The 22,617-nt window shown below is 61.7% G+C and carries 15 protein-coding genes; 9 read left to right on the plus strand and 6 right to left on the minus strand.

All coding sequences use genetic code 11. From position 1 onward, the window contains the following. Nucleotide 1 precedes the first annotated feature (1 nt). Genes ACFFNA_RS29795 through ACFFNA_RS29805 form a run of 3 tightly spaced genes read right to left on the minus strand, consistent with a single transcriptional unit; the run spans nt 2 to nt 3,936 of the window. Nucleotides 2–1,165, minus strand: coding sequence for a hypothetical protein (locus tag ACFFNA_RS29795; protein WP_378923441.1), 1,164 nt, complete (start codon nt 1,163–1,165; stop codon nt 2–4). A gap of 10 nt (nt 1,166–1,175) precedes the next feature. After that, nucleotides 1,176–1,601, minus strand: a complete 426-nt coding sequence (locus ACFFNA_RS29800; RefSeq protein ID WP_378923834.1) for a DUF6484 domain-containing protein — start codon at nt 1,599–1,601, stop codon at nt 1,176–1,178. 7 nt (nt 1,602–1,608) lie between these two features. Continuing rightward, nucleotides 1,609–3,936 (minus strand): type VI secretion system Vgr family protein, encoded by a 2,328-nt coding sequence (locus ACFFNA_RS29805; protein WP_378923442.1) that lies wholly within the window; start codon nt 3,934–3,936, stop codon nt 1,609–1,611. 246 nt (nt 3,937–4,182) lie between these two features. Here ACFFNA_RS29805 and tagH point away from each other — a divergent pair, with 246 nt between their 5' ends. The 8 genes from tagH (at nt 4,183) to ACFFNA_RS29845 (ending at nt 18,730) form a co-directional block, all read left to right on the plus strand. Beyond that, a complete protein-coding gene (gene tagH, locus ACFFNA_RS29810; protein WP_378923443.1) occupies nt 4,183–5,235 on the plus strand; it encodes a type VI secretion system-associated FHA domain protein TagH in 1,053 nt (350 codons plus the stop codon). 325 nt (nt 5,236–5,560) lie between these two features. Continuing rightward, nucleotides 5,561–7,072 carry a type VI secretion system protein TssL, long form gene (gene tssL, locus ACFFNA_RS29815; RefSeq protein ID WP_378923444.1) on the plus strand — a complete coding sequence of 504 codons (1,512 nt, stop codon included), beginning with the start codon at nt 5,561–5,563 and terminating at the stop codon, nt 7,070–7,072. Between the two features lie 22 nt (nt 7,073–7,094). Then, entirely contained in the window at nt 7,095–10,658 is a 3,564-nt protein-coding gene (gene tssM, locus ACFFNA_RS29820; RefSeq protein WP_378923445.1) for a type VI secretion system membrane subunit TssM, read from the plus strand. A 157-nt stretch (nt 10,659–10,815) separates the two neighbouring features. Beyond that, a complete protein-coding gene (locus ACFFNA_RS29825) occupies nt 10,816–11,589 on the plus strand; it encodes a PP2C family protein-serine/threonine phosphatase (RefSeq protein ID WP_378923446.1) in 774 nt (257 codons plus the stop codon). Between the two features lie 5 nt (nt 11,590–11,594). After that, a complete protein-coding gene (locus ACFFNA_RS29830) occupies nt 11,595–14,036 on the plus strand; it encodes a serine/threonine-protein kinase (RefSeq protein ID WP_378923447.1) in 2,442 nt (813 codons plus the stop codon). 105 nt (nt 14,037–14,141) lie between these two features. Continuing rightward, nucleotides 14,142–14,552, plus strand: coding sequence for a DUF1036 domain-containing protein (locus ACFFNA_RS29835; protein WP_167458677.1), 411 nt, complete (start codon nt 14,142–14,144; stop codon nt 14,550–14,552). Continuing rightward, the gene (locus tag ACFFNA_RS29840; RefSeq protein WP_378923448.1) at nt 14,549–16,879 is read left to right on the plus strand and encodes a M23 family metallopeptidase; all 2,331 of its coding nucleotides are present in this window, start codon (nt 14,549–14,551) and stop codon (nt 16,877–16,879) included. The genes ACFFNA_RS29835 and ACFFNA_RS29840 overlap by 4 nt, the downstream gene beginning before the upstream one ends. A 204-nt stretch (nt 16,880–17,083) precedes the next feature. After that, a complete protein-coding gene (locus ACFFNA_RS29845; RefSeq protein ID WP_378923449.1) occupies nt 17,084–18,730 on the plus strand; it encodes a caspase family protein in 1,647 nt (548 codons plus the stop codon). 38 nt (nt 18,731–18,768) lie between these two features. Here ACFFNA_RS29845 and ACFFNA_RS29850 read toward each other — a convergent pair whose 3' ends face one another. Further along, nucleotides 18,769–19,305, minus strand: a complete 537-nt coding sequence (locus tag ACFFNA_RS29850; RefSeq protein WP_378923835.1) for an OmpA family protein — start codon at nt 19,303–19,305, stop codon at nt 18,769–18,771. A 195-nt stretch (nt 19,306–19,500) separates the two neighbouring features. On the opposite strand from ACFFNA_RS29850, the gene ACFFNA_RS29855 reads away from it, so the two are divergent. Beyond that, nucleotides 19,501–20,073, plus strand: coding sequence for a DUF6931 family protein (locus ACFFNA_RS29855; protein ID WP_378923836.1), 573 nt, complete (start codon nt 19,501–19,503; stop codon nt 20,071–20,073). Nucleotides 20,074–20,091: 18 nt separating this feature from the next. Here ACFFNA_RS29855 and ACFFNA_RS29860 read toward each other — a convergent pair whose 3' ends face one another. After that, nucleotides 20,092–21,336, minus strand: a complete 1,245-nt coding sequence (locus tag ACFFNA_RS29860) for a caspase family protein (protein ID WP_378923450.1) — start codon at nt 21,334–21,336, stop codon at nt 20,092–20,094. A gap of 19 nt (nt 21,337–21,355) precedes the next feature. Beyond that, nucleotides 21,356–22,462, minus strand: coding sequence for an OmpA family protein (locus ACFFNA_RS29865; RefSeq protein ID WP_111547124.1), 1,107 nt, complete (start codon nt 22,460–22,462; stop codon nt 21,356–21,358). Nucleotides 22,463–22,617: the final 155 nt, after the last annotated feature.

A 22,617-nucleotide genomic window follows, 5' to 3' on the forward strand; every position in this document is an offset into this window, starting at 1 on the left:
ATCACATCCAGGCCGGGAAGCGGCGAGTGACGCGCCAATCGGCAAGCGGCGTGTCGGGTGTGGTCAATGCCGCGCGCAGCGCGTTGAGCCGCAATAGGCGCATCGACCGGAAAGGCCGATGATCACGTCCGCCCCGCCCCCCGTTCCACCATGCCTCGACCCTGTCCGCGACCGGCAGCGAACTGTCTTCCAGATGAGCGAAATCCTTGCCGAGTACAGCCGGGTCGACGACAAACAGATCAGTATCGGCGAAATCGACCTCGAACAGGTCGCGAAGTGCCGCACCGGCAGCAACGACAAGTTCCGGCTCGCGCATTTTCTCGATTAGCCAGGGCATTACAGCGCGATCGCCAAACAGGCCAACCGAAGCTGTCGCCACACTGCGAAGCGCGGCCTGCTCCAGATGCTTCTGCAGCCAAGCCTTGCCGGCCTTGGTCGCCGTCGTCAGCAGGCGCATCTCGATCGCGGCCTCCGCCAGTCCCTCCTCCGTCAATACGATCTTGTCGATGACGGGCTGAGCGGACCGCGTCTCGCCAAGCAGGCAAGCGGCCAGGGCTGCCGTCAAACGTTCCCTGGGCGTCTCGCCTTCAAGGCCAGTCAGCACAGATGGAAGGAGGTCGCGGCGCTTGATGGCGCCGACGAGCCTGACAGCGCGGCTGCGCACCCTCGCGTCGGAATGGTTCGCCAGGTCAGGAAGGCGCGGCCCCGGATCCACACGATGGTGCCAAAGCGCCGAGAGTCCGAGGCAGCGCTGCAGCGCATCCCGGGTGTCCAGCCATTGCGCCACGAGTGGCCGCAGGCTTTCGCGCGGCGTGCACGCGATCGCGGCGGAGAGGCTCGACAAGCCGGCATCACCAAGGCTCGCCGCGCCGTCGATCGCCACCGCCACCAGATCGGCATCGCCCCAACGCAGGGCCAGCGCGCCAAGCACGAAAAGTTCGCCTGGTTCGGCATAGTCCGTGAACTTGGCCTGGGCAGCTTCCCAGCCAGCCTCGCCGGCAGCCATGAGCCCTTCGAGATTGGCCTCGAGACGCTGGTCGATGCGGCCGATGTCCGTCTCATCGAGAATTGGACCGTCGATCTCCCGGCGACGGCGATGCCAGAGGAAAGCCGCATCTCCGGCGTGCTGATCCACAATGGCAGCGATCGTCGCGACGCGATGCATCGGCAATGCCTCAGTTGAGATGCACGGCCCCGCCGCGAATACGGTTGGTCCCACTGGCCTGGCTGGTCAACTGGGTGCCGCGAATGGTCACGCGACCATCCTTCTCCAGAATGATCGACGCCTTACCGCAGCGCAGTTCTATGCGTTCTTCCCCGCTGATGACGACACGGTCGCCTTCGCGGACAATTGATAGTTTCCTTTCCTTGTGAGCCGGATCGACGATGCGTCCGACGACCAGCGGCCGCGTCGGGTCGCCATCCTCGAAAAGAAGGGCCAGTTCCGAACCAATCGCCGAAACGTCCAGTTCGGTCAGGCTGCGCGCCGAAATCGCCGTCTCGCGTGGATTGCCGACGAAAACCACCAGCGGCGCCCCCTCTTCGAAACCGATGAGCAGGCCGATCACGACGCCGTCGATACGATCCAGCACTTCCATGATGACGCCCTCAATTGTTGTTGATAGTGCTTCCCTTGACGATAACGTCGCCGCTGGCCTTGACGGTGATCTTGCCGCTGCCCTTGAGTGTAATGTCCTTGCCGTCGGCGACAATGGTGCCGTCCTTCTTCATCGTGATCGAAGCATCGCCGCATTTGAGCGTGATGGAGTCGCCGGCTTCGATCACCAGATTCTTGCCAACATTGATCAAGCTGTCTTCGGCAATCTCGATGCCGCTGCCCTTGCCGACCTTGAGAGCATGCGCACCACCGACGTCGGTGGAGTCATCAGCGCCGACCTTGCCGCTGCGGGCCGCGCCGATTTCGAAGTTTTGGGCGGCGCCGACCTTGATGTTCTGATCCGCCCCTATCTGAATATTTTGGGCGGCACCGATCTCCCAACTATCGGACGTCCCGACGCTATGGCTCTGGCTCAAACCGACACTCACGCTGCGCGTTGCGCCGATCGTATTTGCCTGCAGACCGCCAACGGTGCGGGTCTCGGCGGCACCGACGGAATCAACGCGAGCGGCGCCTACCGTGACGGTCTGGACAATCCCCACCGTCTGAGAATGATTGGCGTCGATGTTCTCCGTCGAGTTCGACACAACATGGATGGTCTCGTTGGCGCCCACCGTCAGCGAACGGTTGGCGCCCACCGTCTCGGTGTCGTTCGAGCCGATATTCGTCGTCTGGTCGACACCGACCTTGACCGTCTTGTTGTTGCCGACGTCCTCATCGAGGTTGTGGCCGACGGAGTGCTTGGCGTCGTGGTCGATGCGGTCCGACTGATCGTGTTGCACCAGCTTGGTGCGGTCGTGCTTGATCAGAAGGTTGTGATCCTTCTGCGCCTGGAAATTCACCAGTTCCGAGCCGGCCTTGTCCTCGAACATCAGCTCATTGTAGCCGCCGCCGCCCTTGGAGGAGTCCGACTTCCAGCCGGATTGCGTGGCGCTACCGGGCAGGCCGTAAGGCGGCATCTGAGAGGCGTTGTAGACCCTGCCGGTGATGATCGGCAGGTCCGGGTCACCCTCGATGAAGTCGACGATCACCTCCTGGCCGATGCGCGGGATCTGGATGAACCCCCAGCCGCTGCCGGCCCAGGTCTGCGACACGCGCACGAAGCAGGAGCTGTTCTGGTCCTTCTTGCCCAGACGGTCCCAATGAAACTGAACCTTCACCCGCGCATATTTGTCGGTGAATATTTCCTCGCCGGATGGGCCAACCACCGTCGCCGTCTGCGGCCCGCGCATGATCGGCCGTGGCGTGATCCGCGGCGGGCGATAGGGCAAGGCGGTCGGCGCCACGCCGAGGATCACCTTGAAATTCTCGCTGTCGACGTCGGCATGGGCACTGTAGCCCGGATCGAACAGCCTGTATTCGGCGCTCACCACCAGATATTCCTGGTTCTGGTCCTCACGCGGAAAGCTATCCAGCTTGAAGGTGCAGCCCGAAAACAGGCCGCGCACGGTGCCGACGGCAGCGATACGCTGGTGTACGGCCTGGATTTCCTCGCGTCGGACCGCAGCCAGGCTGTCGCCCCGGCCCACTTCGAGATGCGCGCCGGGCTGGCGGTAGTTCTCGCCCGCGGCCAGCTTGTGACTGAACGGCTGGGCCGACTTGGCCATGAGGTCGGCGCCCGGCTTCTTGAAATCATAATCGGTGTGGGCATAGGCGCCCGGGCGCACCGAACTGCCCGGTATCCATTCGGTGATGTACTCGACATCGCGCCGGGAACCCTGACCTTCAAAGTTATAGAGCACTTTCTCGTAGCCCGGCGCAGGCTTCAGCTTGCTCATCGCGTCAGCCAGAACAAGCGTATGCTTGCCGTCATCGTGCTCGAAGAAATACAGGATGCCTTCATGCTCGAGCAGCCGCTGTACGAAATCCAGATCGGTCTCGTCATACTGCACGCAGTATTCGCGCGGGGGATAGGACCCCTGCAGGCGCAGATCGAATTCCGCCGTGCTGTATTTCTTGAAGATGTCCTTGACGATGTCGACGACGCTCTTGTTCTGGAAAATACGGCAATCGGTGGTGTTGCCGAGAAACCAGAGCCACGGCCTGATGACCGCCTCGTAGTAGGCCAGCCGATCCTCGATGCCGGTGAGCCGAAACTCGGACACGATGCCACTGAACCAGCGCTTCGGATCGGATTCACCTTCGATCGAGACCGGCCCGCCCAGCATCTTCAGCGGATCGATATTGGCGTCCGTGCTTACGAACCCGGCCGTATAGGCGAAACAACGGCTGATCTCATCGCGCCCGACAAGATGCGTGAAGGTCAACAGCTCGGCGCCAACCGGTGTCTGCACAACCGTGGCACGTTCGTTCGGCATGGGTCGTGCCCCTCCTGGACGCGGCCGCCAGCGCGGTGGATTGAAGTTCCCGTTATCTCAGGAACTTTTTCGACCCGCCGCACAAGGCCATGTTGAGCCTACCACATGTGCCCCGCTGACCAAAGAGGGCGGGTGGCGCGACTGAACTCACCCTGCCAGTTCATCGGCTCGAAACGCGGCTGTCCTGTTTTACGCGCAAACTGCTAGAATGGTGGCGTATCGATCAACGATCGACGGCGACCCTGGATGTACATCAGTCTGCAAATCAACAATGCCGACTCCTTGCCCGCTGGCATCTCGGCCAGCTATGCAGCGCGTGATCGCGGCTTCGAAATCGGACGCGATGCCTGCGACTGGACCTTGCCCGACCCCGACAAGTTCATCTCCGGCCGGCACTGCGAGGTTCGCTACGAGGCCGGCGCGTTCTGGCTGCGCGACATCTCGCGCAACGGGACCTTCATCAATGGATCGAGCCAGCGCATGACCGGCCCGCATCGGCTGGGCCATGGCGACCGGATGCTGATCGGCCGTTATGTCATCCTCGTATCGATCGACGAGGAGCGCGCCACGGCGGGCTATCCTCAAACCAGCCACGGTTCGCAGCGAGAAACGCCGCTCGCGACAGGCCGGTCGCTGGAATTCGGAGATGGGCCTTTCTTCGATCCGGCGCAACAGCGGTCCGGGCAGCGCGCTCCAGCGCCGACATTCTCGTCGCCCCCCCTGCCCTCTACCAAGGACGAGGTGCTGCGGGAGATCGCGATCGGAGCCGGCATTTCGCCGGAATTGCTTCAATTGCGCGACCCGCATGAGGTTGCTGCCGAAATCGGCGCGGTCCTGCGGGCGGTGGTCGAGGAACTGACCTTGCTGCTGAAGGCACGCGCGGCCGCGAAAATGTTGGCCAAGAGCACACAACGAACGATGATCAGCGCCGCGGACAACAATCCGCTGAAGTTCGTTCCAGGAACCGACGACATCCTCGAAATCATGTTCGCCCGTCGCAGGGCCGGCTATCTTGATGCCAGGCGCAGCATCGAAGATGCATTCCGCGATCTCAAGACGCACGAATTTGCCACCTATGCAGCCATGCAAGCGGCGCTCTCCCGGCTGCTTGACGACCTGTCGCCCGAAGCGATCGGCAGGAAACTCCCGCCTACGTCGTTTACGTCGAAGAAGAGCCAGGCCTGGGACGCCTATGTCGCGACATGGCGGACCATGGAGGAAGCACACGAAAACGGCATGCTGGACATATTCCTGGCCTATTTCAGCGAGGCCTACGCCAAAGCCGACAAGCAAAAATAGGCGATCCAACAAACGCATGGCCAGGAAACACATGGCCAGGAAACGCATCGCACACCAATCGGCGAAGAAAGTCTCTTCGACGCCCGGCATCCGGTTCCAATCGGCAGTTTCTGAGATTACGATTGCATACGACAATTCGCCAAGCGGGTAAGACTCATTGAGCTGGGGGTCTGCGGCAAATGTCATGTTACGGCGGGATAGCGTTTTCTAGCCAATCTTCCTCCGGAGACTGCCACGGCAGGCAGCGGCTGCCTTTTCTTTACCTGACCAGAAACCGGCCTATCTCGCCCAATCGCGGGCACACCGCCTGCACGGACGATCGGCGATGAACTCGAAGGACGACCCCTTCGGCCCGGCGGGCAAGACCGTCATTCGCGCAAGTCCACGGCGCGAGAAAAAATCGCCGCCAGTTCCCGAGCTACCTGCCACTGACGGAGGCCAACCCTCTCCGGTCAAGGATTCAACGGTATTCGATCCTGGTGTCGGGCGGCATACACCGCCGGGCTGGGCATCCGGAACCGTGATTTATCAAGGTGCGGCTTTGGCTGCCGCGGCAGGCGCCGGCTCTTCCGCCGCCGCGCCGCCACCGGTCGTAGAGCAGGCGACCCTGCTCAGCGCCGCGGACATGGTCAAATACTCCGCGGCAAACCCTATTCTCGCCGCGGCAGCACCCTTGCTGATGCTGTTCGGGCAGCTCAGGCTTATGCCCGTCGAAAGACAAGCGGAGCCACTGGCGCAACATGTCGCCGACGCGATTGAAAAATTCGACCGCGCAATGGAGAAATCCGACGTTCCCGAAGAGGATGCGCGGATTGCGAAATTTGCTCTGTGCGAAACCGCCGACGATCTCATCGGCAACCTGCCTTGGCCCAAGAGTGACGACTGGGCGCAACACAGCATGCTGCGACAGTTCTTTCACACCGAGACTGCCGGCACAGGCTTCTACGAAGCCCTGAACACGATACTGGCCAATCCCGAGACGCACTACGATCTGCTCGAACTGATGCATGCCTGCCTGTCGCTGGGTTTCGAGGGCCAGTACCGAGGCGTGAGGCGCGAAGACAACAATCTCGAACGCGTTCGACGCGACGTCTACGAGACGCTTCGCTACTTCAGGGCGCGTGCCGGTGAAGACATCTCGCCGCGCTGGCAGGGCCTGGCGGCGACGATGGCGCAACCGTCGGCCCGCCTGCCGCTTTGGGTCGTTGCAGCGGCGGCGGCGGCGCTGCTGACAGCGGCGTTCTTCGCATTGCGGGTCTTCATCACCAATGAAGGCGACGCCGCCGCCGGTGAATTGCTGGCACTCAACCCATCGACACCGGTCGCCATCGAGCGCGCCAGCGTGGCGCCGCTGGCCGAGCCGGTGAAAGTCACCCCACCCGCAGCCACCGCGCAGATCGATCGCATTCGTTCGGCACTGGCCAAGGAAGTCGAAGGCGGTGGGCTGACCATCGGCACGAAGGGCGACTTCATCGTGGTGGAAATCAACAATCTCCTGCTGTTCCAGTCCGGAAGGGCCGAGGCGAAGCCGGAATTCCAGCCCATTGCCGCGGACATCGCCGCGGCCCTGGAGCCCGAGCCTGGACCAATCCGGATCGTCGGCCACACAGACAATGTGAAACCGCGAAAGTCGAGCCCGTTCAAATCCAACTTCGACCTTTCCGTCGCCCGGGCGAAGGCTGTCGAAACGATGATGGCATCGAAATTCAGCGATCCCTCGCGACTGACGGTCGATGGCAAGGGCGAGGACGAACCGATCGCCGACAATACGACGCCGGAAGGCCGCGCCAAGAACCGCCGTGTCGATGTGATGATCCCCAGGGAGGAGACATTGTGAGCACGGCCTGTTGGAAGCGCCCATGACGCGTTGGCTGCTGCGGATGTTCAGCGTGATCGCGCTGGCCGGCTTCGCGGCGGCAGTGTGGTTTGCCGGGCCCTTGATCCGCTTCGCCGATACCCGCCCGCTGGGACCTGCCTGGCTGCGCGCGACCATCATTGGTGTGATCGTGGCGACGCTGGCGCTTTTCTACGGGCTGCGTTTCTGGCAAGCGAGAAAGGCGCAAAAAGCGCTCGAAACTGTCGTTGCACACAATGACGACCGCGATGACGACTCGCGGGTGCTCGAAGCCCACATGAATGAGGCCGTGGCGGCGCTCAAACGGTCGAGCGGCAAGCGCAACTTTCTCTACGAAATCCCGTGGTACGTCGTCATAGGCCCGCCGGGTGCCGGCAAGACAACGGCACTGGTCAATTCGGGTCTGAGTTTTCCGCTTGCCGGTTCGGGGGACGCCCAACCGGTGGCTGGCGTTGGCGGAACACGCTCCTGCGACTGGTGGTTTACCGACCAGGCCGTGCTGATCGACACCGCCGGACGCTACACGACGCAGGACTCCAATGCTGAGAGCGACAAGAAGAGCTGGCTCGCCTTCTTGTCGCTGCTCAAGAGGTACCGCACCAGACAACCGATAAACGGCGTTATCCTGGCCATCAACCTTGCCGATCTGATGAGCTTCGACGAGCAGCAGCTTGATGCCCACATCGTCGAGATACGCAGCCGCCTGAGGGAAATCCACGAGACGCTGAAAATCCAGTTTCCAGTGTATCTGCTTTTCACCAAGGCTGATCTTGTTTCCGGGTTCATGGATTACTTCGGCGATTTCGACGAGCCGCGCAGGCGAAAAGTGTGGGGCGCGACATTCCAGACCGCGGAGCGCGACAGGAACATGGCCGCCGAGGCCCCTGCCGAATTCGATGCGCTGGCCAAACGGCTGGCAGACGAGATGGCCGACCGCCTGCAGGAAGAAACCGATCCGGTCACGCGCATCTCCATCTTTGGCTTTCCGGCACAGTTCGGCGCGCTGAAGGGCCGAATTGCGAATTTAGTCGCCGGCCTGTTTGATCCGGGGCGCAGCCAGGTGAATGTCAGCCTGCGTGGACTGTATTTTTCGTCAGGCACGCAAGAGGGGACGCCGATCGATCAGGTGCTGGGCGCGATTGGCCGCAATTTCGGCAGCAATTCCCGCCCTCACCTTTCCGGAACCGGCAAAAGCTTCTTTTTGCATGATCTGCTGACGGACGTCATTTTTGCCGAATCCGGATGGGTCTCTTACGACAAATCGGCTGCAAGGCGCGCGGCGATCGCCAGATTTGGCGGCCTCGGCGCAATAGCTTTGGTCGCTGCCGCTGCACTGGGTCCGCTCGCCCTGAGCTTCGCGGCCAACCGGTCGCTGATCGCCTCCACAAGTCTGGCCATGGGCCAGTATCGCCAAGCGGCGGCCCCGCTGCTCGAAAGCACGACGGTTACCGATGTCGACCTTGAAAACGTCATCGGCCCGCTCGACCAACTGCGCGATCTGCCGGCCGGGTTCGAAACCGGTGACTTACCGACACCGATCGACGAGACGTTCGGCCTCAGTCAGCGGGAGAGACTTCTTTCGGCATCCAAAACGGCTTATCGGCAAGGGCTGGAACGAATGTTCCGATCGCGCCTGCTGATCCAGGCCGAGCGGACGATCCAGGCCAAGATGGCCGATCCCATCGCGCTCTACGAACCGTTGAAAATCTATCTGATGCTTGGCGGCAAGGCGCCGAAGGTCGATGACGCGTTGATCGTTTCCTGGATGAAGCAGGATTGGGAGCAGAACCGATATCCAGGCGAAAACAACCGTGAAGGACGCGAGCAACTCGAAAAGCACCTGCGCGCCATGCTCGCATTGGACGACGCCTATGATCCCGTCTTCGAACTTAACCAGCCGCTTGTTGAAGCCGCTCAACGCTCTCTCGGGCGTATGAGCCTTGCCGATCGAGCTTCCGCATTGATCAGGTCGGCGATATACGCGGCAGCGCTGGACGATTTTTCTGTGTCCCAGAAGGGTGGCCCGGAAGCGCAGCTGCTGTTCGAGCGCATCGACGGCAGCGATCTGTCAGGCCTTCGTGTTCCCGGTATCTACACCTATGCCGGCTTCAACACCTTCTATCTCGGACAACTTTCGCGCATTGCGCAGATGCTTGTCGACGAGCAATGGGTTCTCGGCGGCGGCGGCGAGCAAGGCGACATCGATCAGCAATTGCTCAAGCTCGGTCCCGAACTTCTCGATCGCTACGGGAAGGAGTTCGCAGCCGCGTGGAACAGCGTTCTCGACCGGTTGAAATTCAAAGCGATGCTGACGGACAAGCCACACTACATCGCGCTTTCTGCCGCTGCCTCGCCAACCTCACCGATAAACCAGCTCTTTGCGGCGATCGCCAACGAAACAGCGCTGACGCGAGACCCTGGTGACGGCAACAGTCCTGGCGCCGAGATCGAAGCAGGCACGGCTCAAAACCAGCCGCGGAACGCCGCAGATCTGGGCAGGGGCCTGGCCCGCATCGGTATACAAATCGCCACCGGCAAATCGCAAAGCCGCGCCGGCACAAGACCCGCCGACATGCAGAACCTGAATCCAGGTGCGAACATTGAAGCGCAGTTCAGACCATTCCAGGCCCTGGTGAACGGCCCTGCTGGACACCGCCCAATCGATGCCCTGACCCAGAACTTCAGCGATATCTATCAGAGCCTGCAACTGGCGGCCGAAGTTCCTTCGCAGACGGAGCGCGTCAATACGAACCTACAGCTGCAGATAGCCACCCTTCGCGCCAATGTCTCGCGTCTGCCCAAGCAACTCGGCCGGATGGTCAACGCGACGGCGGATGAGTTTGAAGGCAACGTCGCCGAAACCTCGGCGGCAAACTTGAACCAGATGCTCGACCAGACGGTCACGGCCCCCTGTGAGGCGGCGATCAACGGCCGTTATCCCTTCGCCGGCGACGGCACCGAGGACGTTGCCATGGCGGATTTCGCGAAACTTTTCGCGCCGGGCGGGTTGATGGACCGGTTCTTCGCACAAAACCTCGCATCGCTGATCGATATGACCGGCCAGGACTGGAGCTGGAAACAGGATGCGCGCTTTGGACGCGACCTGTCGAAATCGACCCTGAAAGACTTCCAGCTGGCTGCGGAAATCCGTAACGCCTTCTTTCCATCGGGCGGTTCGGTGCCCTCGGTCAGCGTCACCTTCACACCATTCTCGCTGCATGGCGATGCCGATACGGCGATACTCGATGCCGACGGTCAGATCGTCCAGAGCAACCAGACGGGCAACGCGCCAAGCACGGTGACGTGGCCAAGCGGTACGGCTTCCGCGTCCGCCAGTCTAAGCCTGACGCCGGAAATGCCAGGCCGCGAATCCGCCATCAAGTTCGAAGGGCCGTGGGCATTGAAGCGGCTTCTGGACAAGGCTGCCATCACCGGCAGCGACAGCAACGTGCAAGCACGCTTCGTGATCGGCGGACGCGACGTTACCTATACGATCCAGGCAGGCTCCGGCTCCAACCCCTTCTTCCTCCCCGCGCTTTCCGGGTTCAGCTGTCCTAAGGCGTTTTGAGATGAAGTTGATCTAGTCGGCACGGCGCCGATCCGCAGACCACACATGCCCAGACCTTAGTTTTCGATACTTTAATGTTCGAGCCTGTGGCAAAGTGACACGAGCGAGCGCCCGAAAGTGCGCCGCAGAGGACGCTTGAGAAGCGCTTGGTGGCAAATTGAACAATGTCGCCCTTCCCTTTGAGAGCTTCGGCGTGAGCCACAAAGGCTGTGTCCGTGAGCTCAATGAAGACAACTATCTGGTCGAGCCACAAACTGGCCTCTGGGTGGTAGCCGACGGAATGGGTGGACATGACGCGGGAGAGGTCGCTTCAGCCAGTATCGTCGATCACCTGGCAACGATCGGCATTGCCAGCTCAGCACCTGATCTTCGGGCGCGCTTCGAGGACAGGCTGAGCAGGGCCAATGCCGAGATCCGCGGCATATCCGAATCTCGCGGCATAACCATCGGCTCCACTGTTGCCGCCCTGCTGGCGATGGATGGGCGGTTTGCCTGCCTGTGGGCGGGTGACAGCCGCGTCTATCTGATCCGCAACGCCTCGATCTCGCAGATCTCGAAGGACCACACCGAAGTTCAGGAGCTCGTCGACAGGGGCATGATCAGCGCAGCCGAAGCGCTCACCTGGCCGCGCCGCAACGTCATCACGCATGCGGTCGGCGTCAGCGACGAGATCGTCATCGATTTCCAGCAAGGCGAAATCATGCCGGGGGACATTTTTGTGTTGAGCACCGATGGGCTGACGGCGCATGTCAGCGACGCCGAGATCGAGGCGGCGACCGTGTCCGCAACACCCCAGGCGGCCTGCGAAAACCTGCTGGAAACGGTGCTGGCGCGTGGCGGAACAGACAATGTGACTATCGTGCTTGTGAAGATCGGCGACGGGGGCGATGGGCAATCGCCCCGTCCGGATCTCTACAAAGCGGAGGGTTGAGGCCGATGAGCGCCGACGACAAGACGCGAATATCGGGGGGCATGGCCAACACCGCCGTAGGCACGCAACTCAGCGGCATCTACGAGCTTGACGAGCGGATCGCATTCGGTGGCATGGGGGAGGTCTACCGTGGTCATAACATCCAGACCGGCGACCACGTCGCGATCAAGATCGTCCTGCCCGAGTTCGCCCGTGACCAGACGATCCTGTCCCTGTTCCGCAAGGAGGCATTGATCCTCAATCGCCTGTCGCATGATGCGGTCGTGCGGTATCACGTCTTCACGATCGATCCCGGGATCGGCCGTCCCTACCTTGCCATGGAATTCGTCGACGGCGAGTCGCTGTTCGACATCATGCGACGTGGCGCGATGCCGACGGAAGAGGTGCGCAAGCTCTGCCATCGCCTCGCGTCCGGCCTGAGCGCGGTGCATCAGGCGGGCGCGATACATCGCGACCTCTCCCCGGACAACATCATCCTGCCGGGGGGCCGGGTCGACCGCGCAAAGATCATCGATTTCGGTATCGCCCGGTCGGCGACCGTGGGCGGTGAGACCTTGATCGGCGGAAAGTTCGCGGGAAAATACAACTACGTTTCCCCCGAACAGCTTGGGCTCTACAGCGGCGACGTCAGCGAGCAGTCCGACATCTACAGCCTGGGGCTGGTGCTGGTTGCCGCTTTGCGCGGCAAGCCGATCGATATGAGCGGGTCGCAGTTCGAGGTCATAGAAAAGCGCCGGACCGTGCCTGATCTCTCCGACATCGATGACGATTTTCGTGACATTGTCGAAGCCATGCTGCAACCGGATCCGCAAGACCGGCCCGTCAGCATGGCGGAAATCGCCAGGATGACGCGTGACGACAACGAAGGGACAACGCCACCGACGTCCATCACACCCCGCGATCGGACGGGTTTGCCGCGAGCCGGGCAAACCCTTGTGCCTGATACCAAGACCCAGGCCCGGCCATCCAATGTCGAGAGGCACGATGCCGCAACCGCAGCGGGTTCGGCTGGGCAGCCCTTCGTCCCCCATGTGCGGCCCGCGCATTTGTCCGAACCGCGGCCTCCGGCGTTCGCCAATCCTCCACGCGCGGTCACGGCTGATGTGCCTGGAAAATCCACAAAGACCCGAACCATCGCGATCGCTGCCCTGGCGACGCTGGCTGTCGCCTCCGGCGCGGGCCTGTATCTGAGCGGCTTCATGACGCCTGCGATGCCGACGGCCGGCAAGACGTCGCTTTCCGCGCCAGAGCCATTAAAGCCTGCACCAGAATCTTCGAAGCCGGCTCCTGCGGACAATGCCGCGAACGCCCCTGAGCCGGCCAAGGCCGTTCCGCCCGCGCAGCCGGAGGCCAGCGCACCGCCGGCTGAAAATCAGCAAGATGCCGCGGCGGCTCAAAAGCCGCAGCCGGCCAAGCCCGCCGAAGTCCCCTTGCAGAGCGCGGAACCCCCGAAACCATCCGCAACGGACGCGCAGCTGCCGCCCGAAAAGGCATCGCCGGCAATCCAGCCGGATAAGATGGCCAGCGACAGTCAAACGTCGGCTCGGCCGCCTGACACGACCGCTCCAGCCCCGCCAGCAACCGAGAAGGTCTCAACGCCACTGCCGGCTGAGCCAAAGGTTGTCGAGAGTCAAAAGCCCGAGCCACAGACCATCCAGCCGGAAGCGACCGCGCCGGCGCCCAAACCCACTGCAAGCCAGACGGATGTCGCGAACGCCGAGAGCCAAAAGGCTGTGTCACCGGCAGCCAAAGAGCCGGACCAGCCTGTCGTCACGTTGAACGTGCCCAAACCGGAGGTTCCGCCGGCCGTCGACGACATCGCGCAACGAGTCTCCTGGGTTCGCGACTTCGGTGGCGGCGACTGCTTCTATGCCACCATGACGTCGGCAACCGACAAGGCCGCCGCGATCGAAGGATTTGGAACAGCGGTTCAGCCATTCGAGCGGATGCTGGGCGATTTTCAGGCAAAATTCCATGTCGAGCCGGACATCAGCGTCCGCCTCATTGAACCAAGCCAATGCGAAGTCACCAACTTTCTGCGCTTTCTGGGGCAGACTGCGGCCGACAAGCCGCAACTTGTTCTCGATCGGACATCGGTGCCGAACGGTATGCCGATCAGCGGCACGCTGGTGACACGTGGCGGGCTCATTTCCACCGTGCTGTTGATCGATCACAAAGGCATGGTGTTCAATCTCGACGACCGCGTCGTCGCAAAATCGGACACGGCTACCTTCAGAATCCCGATTGGTCTCGGCACCGCCGACAAGGCCGCCGGAAAGGCAGTGCCGCAGATCATAATGGTGATCACCGGCCCCAAGGATATTCAGGCGGCTGCGTTCTCCACGCCAACGCCAGCCTCGGTGGTGCTCCCCAAAATTCTCGAGGAAATCGAGACCGACGGATCTCAGTTCTCAGCCACCGCCAAGTATTTCCGGCTCGGCGGATAGCATGGGCGCCCGATGGAACGCCGCTCGTGTTTGCCCCACTCGTCTGCCGACCTGCCGATAAAGCAGCGTGATCCGGTTCGAGCCCTGTTTGCCCTGACTGGCCGCATGAGGCTTGCGGTCATTTCGGGCGCCGCACTGCTGGCCGTGCTGTCATCCAGCGAAGCGCGCGCCGAATTCACGGTCTGCAACCAGACGCTCGACGTCGTCAATCTCGCTGTTGGCCAGAAGGTCGACAATACGGACCAGACCGACGGCTGGTGGACCATCGGCGCAAATCAATGCGTGAACGTCATCCGTGAGGAACTGACGAACCGCTACATCTACATCTATGCGACGGACGTCTTCGGCCATGCGATTCTCACCGGATCGACCGAAATGTGCATCGAGCGACGACGTTTCTCGATACGCGGCATCGACGAATGCTGGCAGCGCGGCCACATCGCGGCGCAATTTCTCGAAGTCGATACACTCGAGCAGGTACGGTGGACCTTCTTCCTGACCGGAAGCAATCCGTGACGCACAATATCGACACGAGCTTCAGGCAGAAAAAGCAGGCGCGCGCTGCCCTTCGCAGGCGCACGCTTTGGCGCCGGCTCTTTGCCGGTCTCGCAGTGATTGTCCTGTTTTCGATCGCTGCCGGTTTCTACCTCACCGCGGACTATTGGTCGTTCGGCGACGAAGACGAGGAGTTGCACGCGGTCGAAGGCGTGGACGATGTGCCGGCCGATGCGTCGGTCTATGTACCTGCCATTATCGACCTGGCCGGGGACCCGATGTGGATCACGCTTGCGCCCGATGCCGGCGCCGCAACGAAAGGCCGCGTGATGCCGCGCCCGGCGGAACTCGATCAGGCCGGCGTTTCGCCCCAGATCGAAATCCTGTCCGACGTCATGCTTAGCGCCAGCGAAAAATTCATGACGACGATACCCTCGACGCAGGAGGATTTCGCCTTCTTCCAGGCACAACGAAAGACCGCTGCCGCACCATCCGGCGATCTACAGAACGATCTTGAGCCATCGCCCGCCGCGGGGGAACCTGCGGCAGCTTCGGACCAGAAGGCGGACGCCGACGATCCCGAAGCCGGCTGGGGCGAAACGATCGATGCGGGCGATGCGGCGCTGCCCGCATTCCAGAAGACCCAGATCGAAAACAACACCAGCGTCGCGGTCGTCACGAATGAGTATCAGCGGTTCGAAGCGACCGAAGACACGTTCGTGAAGATCCTCAACGACCGCAGCCTGGATAGCGTTGCGCTCGATGCGCATTTCTCCGCCGACGATGCCAAGCTGGCAGGCGAGGCCCTGAAGGCGCTTTTCAACCGGGACGGTCTGGAACCGGGCTATGTCGTTGCCATGCGCGGTTTCAGGCCGACGCGCGAGACGACCACGATGTCCCTCATGCAGGTTTCGATCTATGCCAAGAACGTGTTCGTCGGGACGCTGACGCGCAACGCCGCGGGCGCGTTCGTGTCGGGTGTTGATCCCTGGGTCCGCGAAGATCTGTTCAACTATTCGGGTGCACAGGCGGAAGGCACGCACAAAAGGCAGTACCGTCTGCTCGACGCGATCTACTCGACGGCGGCCCGCAACAGTGTTCCGACCGGGGTGATCGGCGAAGCGATCATGTATCTCTCGAGAGGACAGGATCTGGACGCCTTCGCAAGCGAGGACCAGCGTCTTGTGCTGATCTATTCGCAGACGCCGCGCGGCAAGGACGAGGGTGCCGGGCGGGTGCTGTATGTGGGCGTCCAGGGCACCGAGAAAAGCCTCGACTGTTTCGTCTTCCAGCAGAGCGACGGCCAGTTTGCATGCGTTACGGGGGACGACCTGGTTCGTTCGCTGACAGTCACCAACGGCATGGTCACGCCGGTCAACGGGGTCATGACCTCCACCTTCGGGCCGCGCAAGCATCCAATCCTCGGGACCGTTCGCATCCATAAGGGCGTCGACTGGGCGGCGCCCGTCGGCACGCCGATCGCAGCGGCCTTCGATGGCGAGATCACCTTCCAGGGCGACGGCGGCAGCTATGGCAATCTGGTGAAGATCTCGCACGGAAACGGGCGCGAGACGCGCTATGCGCATATGCAGAAATTCGCTATCGTGGCCGGTGTCGGCACCAAGGTGAAAGCCGGCGACATCATCGGCTACATCGGCACCACCGGCCTCTCGACCGGGCCTCACCTGCATTTCGAACTTTATCAGAATGGCGAGGCCATCGACCCGCTGGGCACGGTTACCGGGATCGCTTCGGACGATTCCGCTGTCGAAACGCTCACCGACCGTATCGTTCATGTCGAAAGTGGTGGCAGCGCTCGCGCCAAGAATCCAAATTCCTCAGCGACCGGCGCCGGCCAGTTCATAACCAAGACCTGGATCAGGATGATGAATACCTACCGTCCGGAACTTGCGCGCACGCTGTCGACCGCCGACCTGCTCGCTCTGCGCTACGACGCCACGATCTCGCGTGAGATGGTGCGCAATCTGGCGCGCGAAGGCGAGGCCTATCTTCGGGCGCGCGGTCACCAGATCACGGCCGGCCGGCTGTATCTCTGCCATTTCCTGGGAATGGAAGGCGCGCATCAGGTGCTGTCGGCGACAGGTTCGGCGCAACTGAGCGCCGTGCTGGGGTCGGCCGTCATCCAGGCCAACCCGTTTCTCACCGGCAAGACAGCCAGCTATGTGGTGGACTGGGCCGAAAGAAAAATGGGCCAAAAGCTGAGCCGTGTGGCCACCGACGCCGGCCCACAGACAACGACCACCGAGATCCGCCAGACATCGCCGGAGTTCGAAAAATACAAGCAGGCCATCACGGCCCTCATAAGCTCGGCACAGAATACGCTTTGAACCTGTCCGCTCGGCACGAGCCTCTCAGATATTCCTGCTGCCAAGTGATACTATGGACATTTTTTTCGGGCGCTTTGTGAACCAGAACTGTGGTCAGGATCACATACGCCCAGGAGCCATTTTTGGCACAGGCGACTCTGTCGCTGACGAAACCTAGCATGTGCAGACATCAACAGCGCGCCCCGGTGGGCGGAGGGCTGATCCATGAAAGCGTTCGCCGTCTCTCTAAGCGGGATTGTCCTGCTTTTCCTTGCCGCATTCGGCGCCCAGGCTGCCGCCGGCGCCGAGGCTGCCGCGCCCAACGCCAAGCGCGTCGCGCTGGTGATCGGCAACAGCAAATATGTCCATGCGGTTAGCTTGCCCAACCCCGCCAACGATGCCCATCTCATCGCATCGACGCTGCGCAATGCCGGGTTCGAGGTGATCGAAGGGGTCGACCAGGACAATGCAGGCATGCACAGCCTGATCAGCCGGTTTACCGAACAATCCTATGACGCGGACCTCGCGGTCATTTTCTATGCTGGTCACGGCATGCAGGTCGACGGCAAGAACTACCTGATACCTGTCGACGCCGAATTGACGTCGCCGGCCTATCTCAAGACCCGTACCATTCAGATCGACGACTTCATGGCTGCGTTGCCGCCCGACCCGGCGGTCGGCGTCATCATCCTCGATGCATGCCGCGACAATCCGCTGGCAAGAACGCTGGCCGCCTCGATGCCGAAGAGCCGCTCCACTTCATTGGGTACCGGTCTGGCGCCGGTCGAAGCAAAATCGGACGGTATCGGAACCGGCGGCCTCCTGATTGCCTACGCAACGGATCCCGGCGCCATCGCTTTCGACGGCAACGGTGTCGACAGTCCTTACTCAACGGCGCTCGCCAGGCATCTGACCGAACCCGGTGTCGAAATACAGGGCGCGTTGACGCGCGTGCGCGGCGAAGTGACCGAAACCACGCAAGGTCGCCAGAGGCCCTGGCACAACGCATCGCTGGGGCGCGAGGTTTTCCTGGGAAAACCGGTCGCGCCAGCGGCGCCTGCTGCAAATCCCGTGGCCGGCGCATCGAACGCCGCGGCGACATCCGCTCCTGTCCCTGCTGTCAGTGATCCTCCTTCGTGGGAAGTCGAGCAACGCCTTTGGGACGAGGCTTCGAAGCGCAGTTCCGTCCCGTTCTACGAGGCCTATCTCGACCAGTTTCCGAACGGTCGCTTCGCCACCGTGGCGCGGCTGAACATCGACGAATTGAGCGACCCGACGGCCCAAAACCGGCAGGTCGCGGCACTCGATACGGACAATGCGAACGCCAGTTCCGGCTCTACCGTGCGCACCTCGGTCGGTGTTCCGGACGAGATGGAGCAGACACAGGGCACCGAGTTGACGGAAAGTGCGATCGGCCTCGATCGCCAGGGGCGCATCGACCTGCAATTGCGCATCGAAGCGTTGGGCAATGAGCTTGGGCGCATCGACGGAGACATGGGCCCACAGACCCGTCAGGCGATCGGCATCTGGCAAGCGAAGAACGGTCTCCCACAGACCAGCTATCTGACGCGCGAGCAACTTGCGTTCCTCGTGATCCAGACAGATCCGATAATGGAAGGCGTGCGCGACAGATACGCCGCCGATCAAGCCCGCGCGGCGCTGCCGAAAAAGCAGATGGTGCAGAAGGTTCGCACGTCGAGGCCGGTGGCACAGAAACCTCGCAAACAACAGAAGGTTGTTCACAAGCGGCGCAACCGTGAGACTGTAGCGCGGGAGGATTATCTTCCGCCGCGCCAGGACAATAACGACTTCCTCACCAAGGCGCTGATTTTCGGCACCGGTGTGGTCGTGGGCGGCGTGCTCAAGAACTGACAGCCGCCATCCCAAGACCGCCGTGCGGTTTTGGGCGGCTATTGCGTCTTTATCCGCATTTCCACGCGGCGGTTCACAGGATCGTACGGGTTGGAGCTGCGCGGATTCTTTTCGCCCATGCCGATCGGGTTGATGCGTGCCGTCTCGATGCCGCTAGCCGTCAGGAAGGCTGCCACCGATTGCGCTCGTCGTTGCGACAGGCCCTCATTGTAGTGCACCGTGCCGGTGGCGTCGGTGTAGCCTTCGACGACGAAGTTGAACTTGCTCAGCCGGTTGTCCTTCAGGGCCTTGGCGAACTCGCCGAGTTCAGCGCGCGCAGTCGTGTCGAGTTCGGCCGAATCCAGCCCGAAATTGATCATCATGTCGAGGCCGGTTTTTTCTCCCGGCGCGTCACCTGCCTTGCTCTTGCTTTTGCACTCCTCCTCGGAACCGACACAAATTCCTCGCGACTTGCCGAGATCGGCCGCACCAGCAAAAAACTTCACAATGTCTTCTGACTTCTGAACGGGGTCGGCGGAAGCGTGGGTCGAGAAAAACACGACCGCCAACACAAAGGCTGAACTGCTCCACTGCATAGCGGCTCCTCCTGTTTGAGCACCAGATTTTCGGGCGGTTGCGATCATACCAAATTCCCAGGCAATTGTCTGTCTACAAACGCTGGGGCACGACAGTGCCGACCGCCAGTTGTTGCCGCGTCACGGGTTGAGACTTGACCCGCGCCGCGCCTAGGGCTTGAGTGGCCAAAGCTCCTCGATGAAAGCGTGGCGGTCATGGCCAATGGGCTCCGATTCAAAACGGCACGGGATCTTTTCATGGCTTGTCCCGCTATTGCCCGGGACATGAGAACCCTTCCAACCGAACAGCACTCGATCGCGTTTTGCCGCGAGCTCCTCACCGGACGCGTTCCCGAGGAAGCGATTACATTCTGTGCCTACCTGCTTCCCGAGCGGGCCGCGGTCTGGTGGGCCCATGAATGCCTGAGCCACCTGACCGACCTGTTCGATGAGAACGATCACGAACTGCTCGCGCTTGTTCGCGACTGGGTGGGTGAACCGGACAGTCCCCGCCATCGGGCAGCCGTCAGCGCAGCCGCGGCGACACCGCCAACAACGCCGGTCGGCTGGATTGCCCTGGCCGCGGGATGGCGTGACAATGGTTCGGCCGCGACGATGGCATCGGCCTCGCAACCATTTCCTGCTGCCCATGCAGTCAATGCCGGGATTCTGGCCGGACTGGCACGTGTCGCACTCGCGGACCGGTTTTCCGTTCTTTCGGCATTTGTCGAAATGGGCATCCAGATGGCCGAGATCGAGGCGCTGCGCCAATCAGCGGATGTCTATTAGAGCGTCCGTCACCCTGTCTTACTTGCAGCCACCTTGAGCCCATTTGGCCAGCGCCACCTTGAAGCGCGTTCCAAGCGGATGCTGCAGGCGCAAGACGGAGACATCGTTGGCGGCGAAATTTTTCGCCTGTTCGCACAGCCGGGCCTCGTTCCATTGATGGCAGCCGTCGCAGTGCTTGCCTTCCCATACCGACTTGTCCAATCCCTCCACCGGACTGAAACGCGGCTTGCTCTTGATGAGCTCGGCAATGCTCTTGCCGTCGATTTCCGGATCGCCGAAATCGATAGGGTGGTCGAAAAAGATGGGGTCGTCCGAGGCAAGCTTTGGGATTTTCTGACGAAGCACATTGAGTGCCAGTTGGGCGTCGTCAGCGGAGCCCGGCGGATTTGCCGTGGCGTTGCGCACGTCCGAGCCGCCTTCCGGTTGCGGAGCGGTCGCCTCGCCGACGATCAGCGGCGCGTTGAGATCGATCTTGTGCAGGACGACCTCGGTGGTCAGCGAGACATTGATCCAGGGGCGCTGTTTGCCGGCGGTTGCCTTGAAGACATCGGCGGTAACGCGGTTCATCGCTTCGGTGATGGAAACATTTGTTTCGCCCATATGCGCGAGCAGCGCCGAAGCGAACGGCGAATGTTCGCCCGATCCGTCATAGGCAACCTGGTTAGGGCTGGTGGCGAACGCGACAAGCGTGCCGGCGCCACCGTTCTCGATCGGGATTTCGGCAAGGCCGCTTTTTGCTCCCGTGACGCCGGCGGTCTTTGCCAACACCTCGGCAAGCGGATTGTCACGACAGGCATCGAGGAAAATCAGCCTTATGCTGGTCTCGCGCGACATCTGCCGCAGAACGAAATCCACAGGCACTGCTTCGAAGTCGAGCGAGGTCTCGTCCTCAAGTGCCGCATCGACCGGAAGCAGGTAATTGCTGCCTGAAACCTGCAATCCGTGGCCGGCATAGAAGAAAAGGGCGATGTCGGCGCCGCGCACCTGCTTTGCGAACTGCGCAATCGTCGTCTGGGTCTGCAATTTGGTAAGATCGAAGCCGGAAACGACGTCAAAGTCCAGGTCCTTCAGGCGTTCGGCCATGGCCTGGGCGTCGCGTACCGGATTGGTCAGCGCCGGCGCATGCTGATACTGGGAATTGCCAAGGACCAGCGCAACGCGGCGTTCGGCACTGGCGGCCGACAAAGTCAAAAGCAGTGCCAGCGCGACAAGCCCGATGCCGCGCATAAGGCCACCGCAACGGGCAATCACATCGAAACTCACCGGGACAACAAACCCTTCCTCAGTTGACGAGCTTGGTGGCGGAAAACTCGATCCGCCGATTGAGCGCCTTGTTCTTCGGCGTGTCGTTGGCAGCAACCGGGCGATCCTCGCCGTAGCCGGTCGCCGTGATCTGCGTGCGAGGAATGCCCGCGGCGACAATGGCGTCGGCAACCGCCTGGGCCCTGCGCTCCGACAAATGCTTGTTCTCGACAGGCGACCCATCGGAATCGGTGTGTCCGGAAACCTCGACCTTCAGGCCCGGGCACTTGCCAACGACACCGACGACCTCCGCAAGCAGCGGGCGGCTTTGGGTATCGAGCCGCGCACTCGCCGTTCGAAAGTAGATAGCCCCGGTACGCGACAGCACCGCGAACCGGTTGAGGCACTCCTCGTCGCTGAAGTTGGTCTTCGCAGCATCGGTGGCGACGGGTCCGACATCGGTCGCGCTCGCCGCGACGGTTTGGACAGCAGCCGACTTGCTGCCATCGGCGGTGAACACGAAATCGAACGACACCGAAGCCGTCGGAACAATATTGGTCACATTGGCCGCCTGCTGGAGTTTGTCGACGTTCGGCAGCAGCCCGAAGTCTTCCACGTGCACCGCGACAGGAGCCTCCGAAGCGACCGATACCATGTTGTCGCTGATCATGGTCACCACGATGTTGGCCTGAAGATCCTTGTCGACCCCATGCAGGTTGAGACGGAATGGAAGAACCGCCTTCACGCGTCGCTTGGTCGCCAGGTCGGCAAATGCCGCCGGATCCACCTTCGCGGTCAGTTCGGCGGACGGAAACTTGAATGTCTCGAAGAAGAGGAACCGCATACGGACATTGCGAAGGTCGACCCCCGTATCGACCGAATTGAGGTCGAAGGTGACTTTGGCATCACCCGCCGAAGTGAGGCTGCCGGAAATATTCCTGATCTTGTTGGTCTCGACGATCGTGTTCTTCTTGACCGACTGATAGGTGAGCACCGAAGCGGTCGGATCGAGCGTCCAGTTCGGCTGTGCGTTCGCGGTTCCCAGTCCGGGCAAAAGCAACACGGACAGCGCAACGATCAAGCCAAGCGTCTTTATGGCGAGCCAGCTTCTTCGTGTTTTCCACCAGAATCCGACGACTTCGAACATGGAACCCCCCTGCCTATGACAACAGACTTCCGTATCGACATCACGACCATGCGGTGCCGATCGAGAGCATAGAACACTTGCTCTCGCTTGGCGAGCATCTCCGCTGATCGCGCGGTGCGCCACTCAAGGTGACAGGAATTTCGGATTCGCCGCAC

The sequence above is a fragment of the Mesorhizobium kowhaii genome (genome assembly GCF_042431665.1).
GTDB classification, from domain to species: Bacteria; Pseudomonadota; Alphaproteobacteria; order Rhizobiales; family Rhizobiaceae; genus Mesorhizobium; species Mesorhizobium kowhaii.